Origin of the sequence: Actinomadura sp. DC4 (assembly GCF_030406325.1) — a bacterium.
In the GTDB taxonomy this organism is placed as follows: Bacteria; Actinomycetota; Actinomycetes; order Streptosporangiales; family Streptosporangiaceae; genus Actinoallomurus.
The window spans coordinates 519,140-534,769 of record NZ_JAUEQY010000001.1; the positions used below are offsets into that span (position 1 = coordinate 519,140).

Sequence of the window (15,630 nt, forward strand, 5' to 3'; positions counted from 1 at the left end):
TTACTCGTCTTTGTCGATCCGTACGGCGCCGACCGTGACCTCGGGCACGCGCGGCGCCGGATCGTCGGGCAGGGCGGCGCCGGCCCAGCGGTAGGGCATGAAGACCATGTCGCGCCGGATCGTCTCGGTGAGCCGTACCCGGGCGACCGCGCCGCCCGCCCGGCCGGTGACGCGGACGGTGGACCCCTCGGCCACGTCGAGCCGCCCGGCCAGGTCCGGATGGAGCTCGACGTACGCCTCCGTCGCGTGGCGCGCGAGGGCACGGCCGGTGGTCAGGTGAAGCGGGTAGTCGCCGCACGTCTCCTCCTCCGGGCCGCGGTGCTCGACGGGTACGGCGCGGGCGCGGCCGTCGGCGGTGGGGAAGCGGTTGAGGAAGACGCGCGGCGTGCCGGGATGGTCCTCGCCCGGGCAGGGCCAGAAGACGCCGGTCTCGGCGGCGATGCGCTCGTAGGTGATGCCGGAGTAGTCGGCGACGCCGCCCGCGCTGGCGGCCCGGAGCTCGTCGAAGACCTCGGCCGGCTCGGCGCTGAACCGGCCGGGGGCATCGAGCCGCCCGGCCAGCGCGGCGATGATCTCCAGGTCGCCGCGTGCCGTGGGCGGTTTGGGCAGGGCCGCACGGCGCAGGAGCACGCGGCCCTCCAGATTGGTGACGGTGCCGGTCTCCTCGGCCCACTGAGTGGTGGGCAGGACGACGTCCGCGCGGAGCGCGGTCTCCGACGGCACGAAGTCGGCCACCGCGAGGAAGTCCAGGGCCTCCAGGCGTTCCTCGATCCGCGCCGAGTCCGGCGCGGAGACCACGGGGTCGGCGCCGAACAGCAGCAGGGCCCGCGGCCCGCCGGGCGTGCCGAGCGCGCGGAGCAGCTCGGTGGCGGGCAGCCCGGCGCCGGGCAGGTCGGCGGGGTCGACTCCCCAGACGCGGGCGACGTGCTCGCGCGCCGCAGGGTCATCGATCCTCCGGTAGCCGGGCAGGCGGTCGGCCTTCTGCCCGTACTCACGTCCGCCCCGCCCGGTCAGGCAGCCGAACCCCGAGCCGGCCCTCCCCGGCAGGCCGAGGCCCAGGGCCAGGTTGATGAAGGCGGTGACCGTGTCGGTCTCGGCGGCGTGCCGCTCCTCACCGCGCGCGGTGAGGACGAGCGCGCGGGGCGCGAGGCTCAGCAGGCGTACGGCCTCGCGCAGCCGGTCCGCCGGCACGCGGGTGATCCGCTCGACCCGCTCCGGCCCGTACGTGCCGGCGGACCGGCGGACCGCGGCGAACCCCGAGGTGCGCCGCCGGACGTACGCCTCGTCGGTCAGCCCCTCGGTCATCGCCAGGTGCAGCAGCCCGTTCGCGAGGGCCAGGTCGGTGCCGGGGGTGAGCTGCAGGTGCAGGTCGGCCTGCCGGGCCGTGGCCGTCTCGCGCGAGTCGACGACGATGAGCGTCCCGCCACGCTCGCGCTGTGCGGCGAGCTGCCGGGCGAACGCGGGCATCGTCTCGGCGACGTCGCCGCCCACGAGGAGGATCGTGTCGGCCTCCGCGACGTCGGTGACCGGCACCGGCAGGCCCCGGTCCAGGCCGAACGCGCGGTTCTGCGCCACGGCGGCGGAGGAGGCGCGGGACCGGCCGTTGTAGTCGACGTTGGCCGTCCGCAGCGCGACCCGGGCGAACTTCCCGAGCTGGTAGGCCTTCTCATTGGTGAGCCCGCCCCCGCCGAGCACCGCGACGGCGTCGGGGCCGCTCGCCCGCTGGATCCGGCGTATCTCGCCGGCGATCCGGTCGAGCGCGGCCTCCCAGGAGACCGCCTGCAGCGGCGCGTTGCGGTGCAGCCGCATCAGCGGAACGGTCAGCCGGTCCGAGGCGCACAGCAGCTCGCCGGCGGTCCAGGCGGGCCCGTACGCCGCCCCGGCGTCGCCCGGGGCGTCCTCGCGCGGCGTGGCCGTACCGGCGTCGACGAGCGTGCCGCACTGCAGGGCGCAGTACGGGCAGTGCGTGGGTGTCGGCCGCATGATCCGATGGTGCGGCCGGAGCGTTTCAGCCCGGAGTCCCGTGTATTACCTCGCCGCTACAAGCCCTTCACTACGCGGGTATGCGCAGCGTCTGGCGGGCCAGGCGGGTCACGCGGCCGGCGTCGATCTCGTGGCCCAGGCCCGGCTGGGTGAGGGGCACCGCGACCACGCCGCCGCTCACGCTCACCGGCGGGGACACGACCGCCGTGGAGGACGGCGTCTCGGTCAGGTCGCTCGGCAGGTCGCAGCCCGGCAGGCTGGCCAGCGCGACCGCCGCCGCCTGCCCGATGCCGAACCCGTCCGCGCCGCCGCACCAGGCCTCCCAGCCCGCCGCGAGGGCGCGGTCGTGCGCGCCGCGTGCGGCGGTCAGGCCGCCGAGCCGGCTGATGCGCAGGCCCAGCATCCGGCCGGCGTCCATCGCGATCGCGCTGTCGACCGTCTCGACGTCGGCCGGGTCCAGGCACACCGCGGTGCCGACCTGGCACTGCAGCCGCGCGTGCGCGGCCAGGTCGTCGCCCGGGAACGGCCGCTCGATCGCGACCAGACCGTACGCGTCCATGGCGGCCAGCGCGCGAAGGTGCTCGGGCGCCTCGGTGTAGGCCTCGCCGGCGTCGGCCTGGAGCGCGAGCGCGGGGAACGCCCGGCGTACGGCGCGGACCGGCTCGACGTCGCAGCCGGGGTGCACCGCGAGGGTCACCCGCGTGTAGCCGGCCCCGATGAGGCGGCTGACGCGGGTCAGGAGCACGTCGAGCGCCGGTTCGGCGCTCAGCCGGGCGCCCGCCATGACCGAGGTGCGGGTGCCGCCGAGCGAGTGGGACAGCGGGCTGCCCTTACGGCGGCACCACAGGTCCCAGCACGCGATGTCGGCGGCCGAGGCCGCCGCGCCGCCGCCCAGCCCGCCGACGCCGGCGACCTCTTCGGGAAGCTCCCAGTCCAGGCCGAGCAGGGCCGGGCCGACGCGCTCCTCGATGTCGGCCCAGCAGAGGTCGGAGCCGGCCACCTCGCCCCAGCCGGCGACGCCGTCCTCACCGACGACCCGGACGAGAATGCTCTCCGGGCGCCGGCCGCGCGGCATCGCCATGCGGTAGGCCTCGAACCCCTGGATGCGGGGCATGTCACCGTCCTCGACTCGACGTCCCTTCCTATGATCCACCCGTCACGGCGATGCTCGGGCACTGACGGTCACCAGCTCACGTGCAGCGGCTCGCCCTCCGCGTAGCCCGAGGAGCTCTGCACGCCGATGAGAGCACGCTCGTGGAGCTCCTCCAGCGTCCGCGCGCCCGCGTACGTGCAGGCGCTGCGCAGCCCGGCGATGATGGTGTCCAGCAGGTCCTCCACGCCGGGGGACTGCGGGTCGACGTACATCCGCGAGGTGGAGATCCCCTCCTCGAACAACGCCTTGCGCGCCCGGTCGAACGGGGAGTCGTCGGCGGTGCGCAGGCGCACGGCGCGGGCGGAGGCCATGCCGAAGCTCTCCTTGTAGAGCCGTCCGTCGGAGGCGCGCTGCAGGTCGCCCGGCGACTCCAGCGTCCCGGCGAACCACGAGCCGATCATGACGTTGGCCGCGCCGGCGGCGAGTGCCAGGGCCACGTCGCGCGGGTGCCGTACGCCGCCGTCGGCCCACACGTGGCGCCCGAGCCGCCGCGCCTCGGCCGAGCACTCCAGCACGGCGGAGAACTGCGGGCGGCCCACGCCGGTCATCATCCGGGTCGTGCACATCGCCCCGGGCCCGACGCCGACCTTGACCACGTCCGCACCGGCCTCGACCAGGTCGCGTACGCCCTCGGCGGTCACGACGTTGCCGGCCACGACGGGCACCCGAGGCCCGAGCGCCCGTACGCGCCGCAGCGCGCCGATCATCTTCTCCTGATGACCGTGCGCGGTGTCGATGACCAGCACGTCCGCGCCGGCCGCGAGCAGCGCCTCGGCCTTCTCCTCGACGTCACCGTTCACGCCGATCGCCGTCGCGACGCGCAGCCGCCCGGTGTCGTCCACGGCGGGCTGGTAGAGCGTGGCGCGCAGCGCGCCGGTCCTGGTCAGCACGCCGGTCAGCCGCCCGTCCGCGTCCACGACGGGGGCGAGCCGGTGGCCGCGCGCGTGCAGGGTGCCGAACGCCTTCTGCGGGTCGACGCTGTCCGGCAGCGTGACCAGGTCGCGCGACATGACCTCGCGGAGCTGGGTGAACCGGTCGACGCTCAGGCAGTCGGCCTCGGTCACGACGCCCACCGGGCGGCCGTCCTCGACGACGATGACCGCGCCGTGCGCGCGCTTGGACAGCAGCCCGAGCGCCTCACCGACCGTGCCGCCGGGGCCCAGGCGGATCGCCGTGTCCACGATGAGGTGGCGGGACTTGACCCAGTCGATCACGTTGGCGACGACGTCCACCGGGATGTCCTGGGGGATCACGGTCAGCCCGCCGCGCCGGGCGATCGTCTCGGCCATGCGGCGGCCCGAGACCGCGGTCATGTTGGCGACCACGATGGGGATCGTCGCCCCGCTGCCGTCGGAGGTCGACAGGTCGACCTCGAGGCGGGAGCCGACGTCCGAGCGCCGGGGCAGCATGAAGACGTCGTTGTAGGTCAGGTCGTGAACCGGTTGATCACCGTTCAGCAGGCGCACGTTCGTCAACACCGTCCGTCATCTGGGCGAATGACCTGAAAAGCGGCCATCATCCATTCTGATGGATACCCGCGAGTGCGCGGTTCAACGAGCGGCGAGCAGCTCGGAGACCTTGACGAGCCGCAGGCCCCGTGATCGCAGGCCGGTGATGATGCCCGGCAGGGCGGCGTGCGTCTCCGGCGCCGTGGGCGCTCCGTTCAGGTGCATGACGACGATCGAGCCGCCCCTGGCCTCCCTGAGGACCGTACGGGTGATCGCGTGCGGGTCGTGGCCGAACGCGTCGCCGCTGATGACGTCCCACTGCACGGGCGTCACTCCCGCCGCGAGGACCGCACGCACCGCGGAGGCGTCGTGGCACCCGCCGGGGAAGCGGAAGTAGGGCGTGTGGCCGGGCACGTGCCCGTCGAGGACCGCGGCGGCGCGCCGTACGTCCGCGGTCCGCTTCCCCCGGGGCAGCACGGGCAGGCCGTAACACGGCGCGGCGAAGGCGCTGTGCTCGTAGGAGTGGTCGCCGAACTCCAGCAGCGGGTCGGCGGCCAGCGTCCTGGTCACGCCCGGGTACCGCTTGATCCACAGCCCGGTGGCGAAGATCGTCGCGGGCGTGCGCGTGGCGTCGAGGACCTTGACGATCCGGCGGTCGTAGGAGGACTTGATGCGCCCGGCGTCGAGCGAGCGCCACATGCCGTGCGTCATGTCGGCGTCGAAGGTCAGCGCCACCAGGCCCGTGCCGCGCGCCCCGTGGAACACCAGGCGGTGCGGGTGCGGCGCCACGGCCGGGCGGCGCCGCGCCACCGGGACGGGCCGGGCGCGGACCGGCGGTCGCGCCTCCGCGTGGGTGCGGATCTCCGCCCGGTCCGCGGAGCCGGCGACCGCCACGAGAAGCAGCGCGCCGGCGAGATGTCGCCATCGCATCCGCACAGTGTGACGGGCGAGCGAGCCGCCGCCGGAAGGGGGGCGGATGCGGCGAATGACAACCTTTCCTGTCTTCACCGTTGACCATGAGTGATTTCTTCATGCGACACTTGTTTCTGAGCTGAGCTAAGGATCTTGCCGGCGCCCTCGCACGGCGCTGCCTCCGGTGCCGTGCGGGCAGGTCGGGAACCCCTCGCTGAGAGGCATGCATGCAGGTCAGGCTCTTGGGTCCGGTGGAGCTGTGGGACGGCGCCGCCTCCGTCCCGATCGGCCCACGCGCCCGGGCCGTGCTGGCCGCGCTCTCGCTCGACCCCGGCCGCGTCCGCAGCGTGGACCGGTTGATCGAGGCCGTGTGGGGCGAGCGCGCGCCCACGACCGCGACGGCGCAGATCCAGGCGTGCGTCTCGTCGCTGCGCCGCGCCTGGCGCGTGGCCGACCCCGGCGGCGAGCCCGTGCGCGACGTGATCGTGACCGTCCCACCGGGCTACGTCCTGCGCACCGACCGGGTCGACCTCCTGGAGTTCGAGCGCCGGCTGGAGGCCGCACGCGGTCTCGACCCGGCCCGTGCCTCGGAGGAGCTGCGCGCCGCGCTCGGCCTGTGGCGCGGGCCCGCGCTCGGCGGGCTGCCCGGCCTGGCCGCGGAGGCGGCGCGCCTCGAGGAACGGCGGCTGACCGCGATCGAGGAGCGCATCGACGCCGACCTGTCCCTCGGCCGCGCCGGCGACCTCATCCCCGAGGTGGTCTCCCTGGTGGCCGCACACCCGCTCCGCGAGCGCTTCCGCGGTCAGCTGATGCGCGCCCTGCACCGCGCCGGCCGCCGCTCCGAGGCGCTCGACGCCTACCAGGACGCGCGCGACACCATGGTCGGCGAACTGGGCCTCGAACCCGGCCCCGACCTGCGGCGCATTCAGCAGTCCATCCTCGCCGACGACACGGCCGCGACCGCCTCCGGCGAGCCGGTGCCCCTCGCCGGGCCCTCGCCGCTGCCGCCCGACATCGCCGACTTCACCGGCCGCGCCAAGCAGGTCGCCGAGATCGCCGGCACGCTGACCTGGCGCCCGGAGCCGTACGGCGCGGTGCCGATCATCGCGATCAGCGGACGCGGCGGTGTCGGCAAGACCACACTCGCCGTGCACGTCGCGCACCGGCTGCGCCGGGAGTTCCCCGACGGCCGCCTGTACGTCGGGCTGCGCGGCTCCGAGGCCAGCCCCGCCGACCCGGCCGACATCCTCGGCCGGCTGCTGCGCAGGCTCGGCGTCGACGGCGCGGCCATCCCCGGCGACCCCGACGAGCGCGCCGACCTCTTCCGCGCCCGCCTCGACGGGCGGCGGGCCCTCATCGTGCTCGACAACGCCGCGGACGAGCGCCAGGTGCGCCCCCTGCTGCCGGGCAGCCCGCTGTGCGCGGTCATCGTCACCTCCCGGCGCCGCCTGACCGGCCTGGCCGGCGCCACGCGCATCGAGCTGGACGCCTTCGAACCGGCCCAGGCGGCCGAGCTCCTCACCCGGGTCGCCGGCGCCGAACGCGTCGCCGCCGAGCCGGAGGCGGCCGATCGCGTCGCCGCGCTGTGCGACCGGCTGCCGCTGGCCCTGCGCATCGCCGCCGCGCGCCTGGCCGCCCGCCCGCACTGGACCCTCGACCGTCTCGCCCGCCGCCTCGCCGACGAGCACCGCCGCCTCGACGAGCTGGTCCATGCCGACCTGGAGATCCGCGGCAGCCTCGCGCTCGGCCACCGCGGCCTGTCGGCCGGCGCCCAGCGGGCGTTCCGGCTGCTCGGCATGCTGGAGGTGGCCGACTTCGCCGCGTGGACCGCGGCGGCGCTGGTCGACGTGCCCATGCCGGAGGGCGAGGACCTCGTCGAGGAGCTCGTCGACGCCCGGCTGCTGGAGGTGGCCGGACGCGACGCGACCGACCAGCCGCGCTTCCGCTTCCACGACCTGCTGCGCGTGTACGCGCACGAGCGCGCCCTGGCCGAGGAGCCGCCCGCCGAGCGCCGGGCCGCGCTGGGCCGGGCGCTGTCGGCCTGGCTGGCACTTGCCGACGAGGCCGAGCGGCGGCTGCCCAACTGCTACTACGCGCCGCTGTCCGGCGACGCCCCCCGCACACCGCTCGACCCGGAGATCACCGAGGCCCTGCTGCGCGACCCGCTCGCCTGGTTCGAGGCCGAGCGCTCCGCGATCACCGTCATGGTCGGCCAGGCGCGTACGGCGGGCCTGCCCGGGTTCTGCTGGGAGCTCGCCAGCGCCAGCCTGCCGTTCTTCGAGTTCTGCGGCGACGTGGTCGAGTGGCGCCGCTGCTGCGACGACGCGCTGGCGGCGGCCCGCGAGTCCGGCGACCTGCGGGGGGAGGCGGCGTCGGAGATCAACCTCGGCGCGATGCTGTACGTCCAGAGCGAGTTCGGGGAGTCCCGCGGGCACTTCGAGCGCGCGGGCGCGCTGTGCGAGCGCATCGGCGACGGCTACGGCCGGGCCGGCGCGCTCTGCGGGGTGGCCGCCACGGTCCGCATCAACGGCGACCCGGAGGCGTCCCGGCCTCTGTGGGCGGGCGCCCTGCGCCTGTTCGGCGAGCTCGGCGACCGGCGCGCCGAGGCGTACGCCGTGGAGGGCCTGGGGATGTGCGACCTCGACCAGGGCCGCGCCGAGCCGGCGCGGGCGCGTTTCGAGGAGATGCTGCGGCTCTACCAGAGCGCGGGCAACGCCATGGGCGAGGCGCACGCGCTGCGCCGCATCGCGACGGTCGAGCTGGAGCTGGGCCGCCACTCCGAGGCGCTGCGGCTGCTCGAGAAGGCGCTGCCGACGTTCCGCGCCATCGGCGACCGGCTGAGCGAGGCCGTGGTCCAGATGAGGATGGGTGAGTGCCTGGTCCGGCAGAAGCGCCACGACGAAGCGAGGCCGCTGCTCGATCTCGTGATGACGACTTTTCGCGATGTCGGCTGGCGCACGTGTGAAGGGCATGTGCTGCGGCTGGCCGGCGAGATGCTTCTGGCCGACGGTGACGCCGACTCGGCGGCCGTCCAGCTGGACGAGTCACTGCGGATCTTCCGCGATCTCCAGGAGTCTCTGGACGTCGCCGAGACCCTTCGCTGTCTTGCCGACACACATGCGGCGAAAGGGGACGAAGAGGCGGCTTTGGCTGCCCGAGACGAGGCCCGGGAAATCCTTGCTGAATTGGGACGCGAGTTCTAACCCCATGATCCCGGACGTTGCCATGCCGATGGCCGAGGAACCGCACGGCTTTCGGCACCGACGCCGCGCCACACCGACAGATCCGTGGTCCTTGCGCGGACGTACACGAACAACGCTCCGTTTTCGCGACGAAGACGTCAGTAATGAAATGATCATGCAAGCGAATGCAGGAACATACAGGCCCTGAGGAGGACCCCCGTGCTGGATGCGGTCGACGCTGTGCTCGTACGCGAGCTACAGCGGGATGGGAGGGCGACCTTCCAGGCGCTCGCCGACCGTGTGGGGCTGTCGCGCACGGCAGTGCGCACGCGCGTACAGCATCTTCTGGATTCGGGGATCGTGCGCGTGGTCGGAATCGTGCACGCGTCCGTGATCGGCACCGGCGCCATCGGCCATCTTTTCGTCGATGTCGACGGTCCGGCCCGGCACGTCGTGGACGCCGTCGCGAGAAAGTCGGCGGCCTGGTTCGCGGCCCTGTCCACCGGGGCGCACGCGGTCGTCGCGGAGGTACGCGTCCGCGACGACGCGACGCTCGCCCAGGAGGTCGATGGCGTCCGGTCACTACCGGGAGTGCGAGGCGTGGAGGTATTCCGCGTCATCTCCGTGGTGAAGGACGCGCACTCGGTCGTCACCGAACTGCCCGACGTATCCCTCGATGAAATTGATTGGCGGCTGTTGCGCGAACTCACGCGCGACGGCCGGACCCCCTACACGCGTTTGGCCGAGGTCGTCGGCCTGTCCCAGGCGGCGACCCGCGCACGTGCCGTACGGCTGATGCGCACCGGAGTGATCCACGTGAGCGGCATCGTCGACTCGCGCGCGCTCGGCTCCGGCGAACTCGCCGGGGTGGGCGTACGCGTCTCGTCGGACGTGGACACGGCCGCCGGCAGAATCGCGAGACTCTCCGGCATCAACTACGTGGTCACCGGCTTCGGCCGTTACGACCTCGTGTGCGGAATCGACGCCACGTCCCGTGACCTGCTGCTGAGCACCCTCGAAGCGGTCCGCGCGGTGCCCGGTGTCTGGGTCGGCGAGTCCTGGCACCACCTGGATGTGGTGAAGCAGACCTACGGCGCCGACCTGGACTGACCCCCACCTTCGCCTGCGACGGCACGCCTGGCGCGCCGCGTCGGCCAGGGCCTGTCTCGAAGTCCCGCTGTCCTGCTGCGCGGCGCTCGCGACGGACGGGGACCTCGAGACAGGTCCCAGGCGAATGTCCGTGCCGATTCCGGCTATGTCCAGGACTGGGCACGGCGCATTGCCATACCGTCGAGCCATGAATTTGCGGCAGCTGCGCTATGTCGTGGCGACCGCCGACCACGGCACCATGACCGCGGCGGCGCAGGCCCTGTTCGTCGCTCAGCCGGCACTCTCGCGGGCGATCCGCGAACTCGAGCGTGAGCTGGGCGTCGAGCTCTTCGCCCGTGCGGGCCGGGGCGTCGCGCTCACCGAGGCCGGCGAGCACATCGTGCGGTACGCACGCGACGCCCTGGAGGCCGTCGACGCGATCGAGGCGTTCTCGGCCGCGCCCGCCGGCGGCCGGCCGGGGGAGCTGCGGGTCGCCTCGACCTCGACCCTCGAGCCGGAGCTGACCGCGCGGCTGCTGCCGGAGTTCGCCCGCGAACAGCCGGCGACGAGGATCCGCGTGATCCGCTGCGACGGCCGGGAGTCGGTCGGCGCGGCGGTACGCGACGGCCGGGCCGACCTGGCGCTGACGGACCTTCCGGTGCCGGGCGATCTGGCCGCACACCCGCTGGAGCAGCGCGAGATCGTCCTGGTCTCGCCGCCGAGCCTGAGCCTGCGCGAGCCGGTCCCGCTGTCGGCCCTGGAGGGCCTGCGGCTGGTCATGCCGGCCCGGGGCAGCGCCCGCCGGAGCGAGCTGGACGGGGTCCTGTCGCGCATCGGCGTCCGCCCGGTCCCGGCGGTGGAGTCCAACGAGCGGGGCTCGTGGCTGGCCTGGGTACGCGCGGGGGTCGGGTCGCTGATGTGGTACCGCAACCAGATGGAGGCCGTGGACGGCCTGGCGGTCCGCTCGTTCATGCCCCCGATCACGACGACGATCGGCTTAGTCCACGTAAGACGCCCGCTACCCCCGATCGCCCGCGAGTTCCTGGCCTTCGCCAAGAGCCGCGGCTGACCCCGCATCCCCCCTACGGACCTCCCGCGCGCCGCGTACCGGGATGGCCATGTGCGTTCGCACTGCTCGCGAGCTGCTCGCCGGGCTCCCCGGACCGCTCGCCGCGACCTTTCTTCCGGCCGTGCACCTCCGCTTCCCGGCGTTCGCCGAGAGCCGCGGCCGTCCCCGCATTCAGTACCCCGCGAACCTCCGGCCCGCGAACGCGCCGGCGGTCAGGCTCCGAGGGCTGGCTGGCGGGCGGTGCCGGGCTCCAGGGGCGGTGCGCCGACCGGGCAGTTGAAGTCGCACTCCGGGGAGGCCGTGGCCTGGCCCGGGCGCAGGACGTCGTCGTGGACGATGAGGAAGGTCAGGACCGCGCTCACCAGCAGGAGTGTTGCCGCGATGAGCATCGCGCGGTGGAAGCCGTCGTTGAAGACGCCGGGGTCGTTGTAGGCGGTGCCGGTCAGGCCGACGGCGGGCGGGATGCCCGCCACGGCGAGGAGTCCGGCCGCGCGGGCGACCGCGTTGTTCACCCCGCTCGCCACCCCCGCGTGCTGGATGTCGGCGGTGGCCAGCACCGTCGCGGTGAGCGGGGCGACGATCATGGACAGTCCCAGGCCGAACACCACGGCCGCCGGTAGGACGTCCGCGACGTAGGAGGCGTGCGGGCCGATGCGGAACGTCAGTGCCATCCCGGCGGCGGCCAGGACCAGCCCGGCCGACATCGGATAGCGCGGGCCGACCCGCTGGGCCAGCGCACCCATACGGGAGGACAGCAACAGCATCAGGATCGTCACCGGCAACAGCCCGGTGCCCGCGACGATGGGGGAGTAGCCCGCCACGACCTGCAGATCCACCACGAGCAGGAAGAACTGCACGCTCATGCCGCCGTACACGACGAACGTCACGATGTTGACCGCGGTGAACTGCCGGGACCGGAAGATGCCCAGCGGGAGCATCGGACTCGCGCCCCGCCCGCCGGAGCGGCGGCGTTCGACCAGGACGAACGCGACGCCCGCCGCCACGCCGATCACGGCCGCGAGCACGACGGGCACCTTGGAGCCGCTCTTGGCGGGCGCCTCGGTGAGGGCGTAGGTCAGCCCGGCGAGCGTGAGGGCGGCGAGCACCGCCCCGAGGACGTCGAAGCCGTGGTGCTCGGACTCGTCGCGGCTCTCCGGGACGTGCCGGGCCGCCACGATCACGACGAGGACCGCGAGCGGGAGGTTGAGCAGGAAGGCCCAGCGCCAGCCCGCCGCGGCGATCAGCCAGCCGCCCAGGAACGGCCCGATCGCGCCCGCGACGCCGCCGAGGCCGGACCAGGCGCCGATCGCCCGTGGCCGGTCCGCGGGCGTGAAGGACGCCTGGATGATCGCGAGTGAGCCCGGGGTCAGCAGCGCGCCGCCGATGCCCTGCAGGGCGCGGGAGGCGATCAGCACGCCGATGTTCGGCGCGAGCCCGCAGAGCGCGGAGGCGACCGCGAACCAGATCACGCCGATCATGAAGACCCGGCGGCGGCCGAAGCGGTCGCCGAGCGAGCCGCCGAGAAGGATCAGGCCCGCGAGCGTGAGCGTGTAGGCGTTGACCGTCCACTGCAGGCCCGCGAGAGAGGCACCGAACTGCCGGCCGATGCGCGGGAGCGCCACGTTGACGATCGTGGCGTCCAGCATCGCCAGACTGGAGCCGAGCACCGTTGCCGCCAGGACCCACCGGCCGCTGGCCTCGGAGAGACGCAGCGGCGACGAGGGCGGACTCTGAGGAGACGACACCCCGTCATGGTCGCATGCCGCTACCAGTGGTCGAAACTGAGCGGTTCGTCTTCGGGCCGGTCAGAACGCGACAGCAGGGCGAGGTCGGATTCGACCATCATGGTGACGAGTTCCTCGAAGGAGACGTCCGGCTCCCAGCCGAGTTGGTCCCGCGCCTTCTTCGGGTCGCCGCACAGCAGGTCGACCTCTGCCGGCCGGGTGAGGGAGGTGTCGGTGACGACGTGGTCCCGCCAGTCGAGCCCGGCCGTCGCGAAGGCCAGCTCGACCAGTTCGCGTACGGACTGTGTCCGGCCCGTGCCGATCACGTAGTCCTCCGGCGTCTCGGCGGTGACCATGAGCCGCATCGCCTGCACGTAGTCGCCGGCGTACCCCCAGTCGCGCCGCGCCTCCATGTTGCCGAGCGTGAGCTTGCCGGCCAGCCCGAGCTTGATCCGGGCCACGCCCAGGGAGATCTTCCGGGTCACGAACTCCGAGCCGCGCCGCGGCGACTCGTGGTTGAACAGGATCCCGCTGACCGCGAACATGCCGTACGACTCGCGGTAGTTCTGCGTGATGAAGTGCCCGTACGTCTTCGCGACGCCGTACGGGCTGCGCGGGTGGAAGGGCGTGCGCTCGTTCTGCGGCGTCTCGCGCACCTGCCCGAACATCTCCGACGAGGACGCCTGGTAGAAGCGGATCTGGCCGCCGCTGGGGCTGCGTGAGCCGCCGATGCCGCTCACGACCCGTATGGCCTCCAGCATGCGCAGGACGCCCATGCCGGTGACCTCGGCGGTGATCTCGGCCTGCTGCCACGACATCGGCACGAACGAGATCGCGCCGAGGTTGTAGACCTCGTCGGGCCGCACGCTCTCCACGGCGGAGATGAGGCTGCCCTGGTCGAGCAGGTCGCCATGGACCAGCCGCACGTCGCCGATGTGCTTGCGCAGCCGGGACACGTGCGGGTTGGACTGCCCTCGTACCAGGCCCCAGACCTCGTACCCCTGCTCGAGCAGATGCTCGGCGAGGTAGGAGCCGTCCTGCCCGGTGATTCCGGTGATGAGCGCTCGCGTGGCCAGCGGAACCTCCATGCTCACGGGGCTATGTCCCGTTACGTGTCACAGAGGTTAGCCGTCCGGCCGGGCGCGCGGCGACAGCGGCCGGGCCTCGATACCGAATCGCATTCGAGATTTGGCCCACGCGACGGGCCACCGCGCTGGAACGCGCCACCGAAGTAGGAGAAGATCACAGCATCATGCTGCGCCTTGGACGGCGCCGCCGGGAGGGCGCGGGCCTGGTCCGCGTCTGCGCGGAGGGCGAGATCGCGGACGGGGAGATCCGCGCGATCGAGGGCCTGCCCGCCGTCCTCTGCCGTACGGGCGATGACCTGTACGCGCTCGGCCTGCGCTGCCCGCACTCGGGCGCCCTCCTCAGCAAGGGGAAGATCGTCGGAGACTGCCTGGAGTGCCCGCTCCACGGAGGCAGGTTCGCGCTCGGCGGTGGCGCGGTGCGCAGCGGACCGCCCCGCCGCGGCGTCCCCGCGTACGATGTCGTGGTGCGCGACGGAATGATCTACATCTCGCGGCGCCCGCGCCGGCGCAACCGCCCCGCGCAGCGCCGCCGATGACCCCGCCTCTGCGGCTGGGCGGCCGGTCCCTGGACGGCTTCGCCGTCATGGCGGTGATCAATCGCACCCCCGACTCCTTCTTCGACCGCGGCGCCACGTACGGCTTCGACGCGGCCCTCGCCGCGGTCGGAACGGCGGTCGCCGAGGGCGCGGACATCGTCGACATCGGCGGCGTCAAGGCCGGCCCCGGCGAGGAGGTCGGCGTACGCGAGGAGCTGCGGCGCGTCGTCGACGTCGTCGCGGCCGTGCGCAAACGCCACCCCGACGTCGTGATCAGCGTCGACACCTGGCGCGCCGAGGTGGGCGAGGCGGTCGCGGAGGCCGGCGCCGACCTGCTCAACGACACCTGGGGCGGCGTGGACCCGCGGCTGGCCGAGGTCGCAGCGGCGTACGGCATCGGGCTCGTGTGCGCGCACGCGGGCGGCCTGGACCCGCGCACCCGCCCGCACCGGATCGCCTACGACGACGTGGTGGCCGACGTCGTCCGCCACGTCACCGCCGAGGCCGAGCGCGCCGTCTCCCTGGGCGTACGCCGGGACGCGATCCTCATCGACCCGGCCCACGACTTCGGCAAGAACACCTGGCACTCACTGGAGGCGACGCGCCGGCTCGGCGAGCTGACCGCCACCGGCTGGCCGGTGCTCGTCGCGGTCTCCAACAAGGACTTCATCGGCGAGACGCTCGGCGAGCCGGTCGACAAGCGCGGCGTCGGCACGATGGCCGTGCTGGGGGTGTCGGCGTGGCTGGGCGCGCGGGTGTTCCGTGTGCACGACGTCGCCGCCGCCCGGCGGGCCCTGGACGCGCTGGCGGCTCAGCCCGGCGCGGACTCCCGCTGCCGCGCGCGGTAGGCGGCCACGTGCATGCGGTTGCCGCACGTACGGCTGTCGCAGTAGCGGCGGCAGCGGTTGCGGGACAGGTCGATGAGGACCCGCTCGCAGTCCGGGGCCTCGCAGACGCTCAGCCGGTGGAGCTCGCCGGCGGCGACGACGTAGGCGAGCGCGATGCCGCACTCGGCGGCGAGGTGCTCGGCCAGCCGTGAGCCGGGGGCGAAGAAGTGGACGTGCCAGTCCCACTCCTCGTGGTCGGTCAGGTGCGGCGTCGTCCGTGCCTCGGCGATGATCGCGTTGATCCGGCGGACCGTGAGCTCGGTGTCCGACGGCGCCTGGAAGACGCCGTGGAGCCGCTCGCGGAGGCGGAGCGTGGCATCGAGATCGCGGGCGTCGAGGTCGCAGACGTCGCTCACGCGGTTGCGCTCGACGAAGGCCTGCAGCGCCACGAGGTCGGGCAGGTGCTCCTCGTCGGCCGCCGCCGGTCCGGTGTTGACCAGGTCGACCACCATGTGGAGCGCGTGCTCGGTGTCATGGCTGAAAAGCACTGGGACTCCCGTCCGAGGCGAACCCTGCCGATGTCATCACCGTACCGCTACGGCGATCCTTACCGGACTCC

The 15,630-nt window shown here is 73.6% G+C and carries 12 protein-coding genes; 5 read left to right on the forward strand and 7 right to left on the reverse strand.

Translation table 11 applies throughout. The features are described from left to right. From QWU11_RS02300 to QWU11_RS02315, 4 genes are all read right to left on the reverse strand, one after another. Positions 1-1,983, reverse strand: a complete 1,983-nt coding sequence (locus QWU11_RS02300; RefSeq protein WP_290103274.1) for a molybdopterin-dependent oxidoreductase — start codon at positions 1,981-1,983, stop codon at positions 1-3. Positions 1,984-2,053: 70 nt separating this feature from the next. Beyond that, entirely contained in the window at positions 2,054-3,097 is a 1,044-nt protein-coding gene (locus tag QWU11_RS02305) for an enolase C-terminal domain-like protein (RefSeq protein ID WP_290103275.1), read from the reverse strand. Between the two features lie 68 nt (positions 3,098-3,165). After that, positions 3,166-4,602 (reverse strand): GuaB1 family IMP dehydrogenase-related protein, encoded by a 1,437-nt coding sequence (locus QWU11_RS02310; protein ID WP_290103335.1) that lies wholly within the window; start codon positions 4,600-4,602, stop codon positions 3,166-3,168. A gap of 84 nt (positions 4,603-4,686) precedes the next feature. Beyond that, on the reverse strand, positions 4,687-5,514 hold the full coding sequence (locus tag QWU11_RS02315) for a polysaccharide deacetylase family protein (protein WP_290103276.1): 828 nt from the start codon (positions 5,512-5,514) through the stop codon (positions 4,687-4,689). A gap of 209 nt (positions 5,515-5,723) precedes the next feature. On the opposite strand from QWU11_RS02315, the gene QWU11_RS02320 reads away from it, so the two are divergent. The 3 genes from QWU11_RS02320 (at position 5,724) to QWU11_RS02330 (ending at position 10,836) form a co-directional block, all read left to right on the forward strand. Then, positions 5,724-8,699, forward strand: a complete 2,976-nt coding sequence (locus QWU11_RS02320) for a BTAD domain-containing putative transcriptional regulator (RefSeq protein WP_290103277.1) — start codon at positions 5,724-5,726, stop codon at positions 8,697-8,699. Positions 8,700-8,897: 198 nt separating this feature from the next. Beyond that, the gene (locus tag QWU11_RS02325) at positions 8,898-9,788 is read left to right on the forward strand and encodes an Lrp/AsnC family transcriptional regulator (RefSeq protein WP_290103278.1); all 891 of its coding nucleotides are present in this window, start codon (positions 8,898-8,900) and stop codon (positions 9,786-9,788) included. Between the two features lie 187 nt (positions 9,789-9,975). Further along, positions 9,976-10,836: a LysR family transcriptional regulator gene (locus QWU11_RS02330; RefSeq protein ID WP_290103279.1), complete on the forward strand. Its 861-nt coding sequence runs from the start codon at positions 9,976-9,978 to the stop codon at positions 10,834-10,836. 212 nt (positions 10,837-11,048) lie between these two features. Here QWU11_RS02330 and QWU11_RS02335 read toward each other — a convergent pair whose 3' ends face one another. After that, positions 11,049-12,581, reverse strand: coding sequence for an MFS transporter (locus QWU11_RS02335; protein ID WP_290103280.1), 1,533 nt, complete (start codon positions 12,579-12,581; stop codon positions 11,049-11,051). A gap of 20 nt (positions 12,582-12,601) precedes the next feature. Then, entirely contained in the window at positions 12,602-13,636 is a 1,035-nt protein-coding gene (locus tag QWU11_RS02340) for a GDP-mannose 4,6-dehydratase (protein ID WP_290103336.1), read from the reverse strand. Between the two features lie 176 nt (positions 13,637-13,812). Here QWU11_RS02340 and QWU11_RS02345 point away from each other — a divergent pair, with 176 nt between their 5' ends. Both QWU11_RS02345 and folP read left to right on the forward strand, forming a co-directional pair. Next, positions 13,813-14,184: a Rieske 2Fe-2S domain-containing protein gene (locus QWU11_RS02345; RefSeq protein WP_290103281.1), complete on the forward strand. Its 372-nt coding sequence runs from the start codon at positions 13,813-13,815 to the stop codon at positions 14,182-14,184. Continuing rightward, positions 14,181-15,032: a dihydropteroate synthase gene (gene folP / locus QWU11_RS02350; protein ID WP_290103282.1), complete on the forward strand. Its 852-nt coding sequence runs from the start codon at positions 14,181-14,183 to the stop codon at positions 15,030-15,032. The genes QWU11_RS02345 and folP overlap by 4 nt, the downstream gene beginning before the upstream one ends. Here folP and QWU11_RS02355 read toward each other — a convergent pair. Beyond that, on the reverse strand, positions 14,996-15,559 hold the full coding sequence (locus QWU11_RS02355) for a CGNR zinc finger domain-containing protein (RefSeq protein WP_290103283.1): 564 nt from the start codon (positions 15,557-15,559) through the stop codon (positions 14,996-14,998). The two genes, folP and QWU11_RS02355, sit on opposite strands and share 37 nt — an antisense overlap. Positions 15,560-15,630 lie beyond the last annotated feature (71 nt).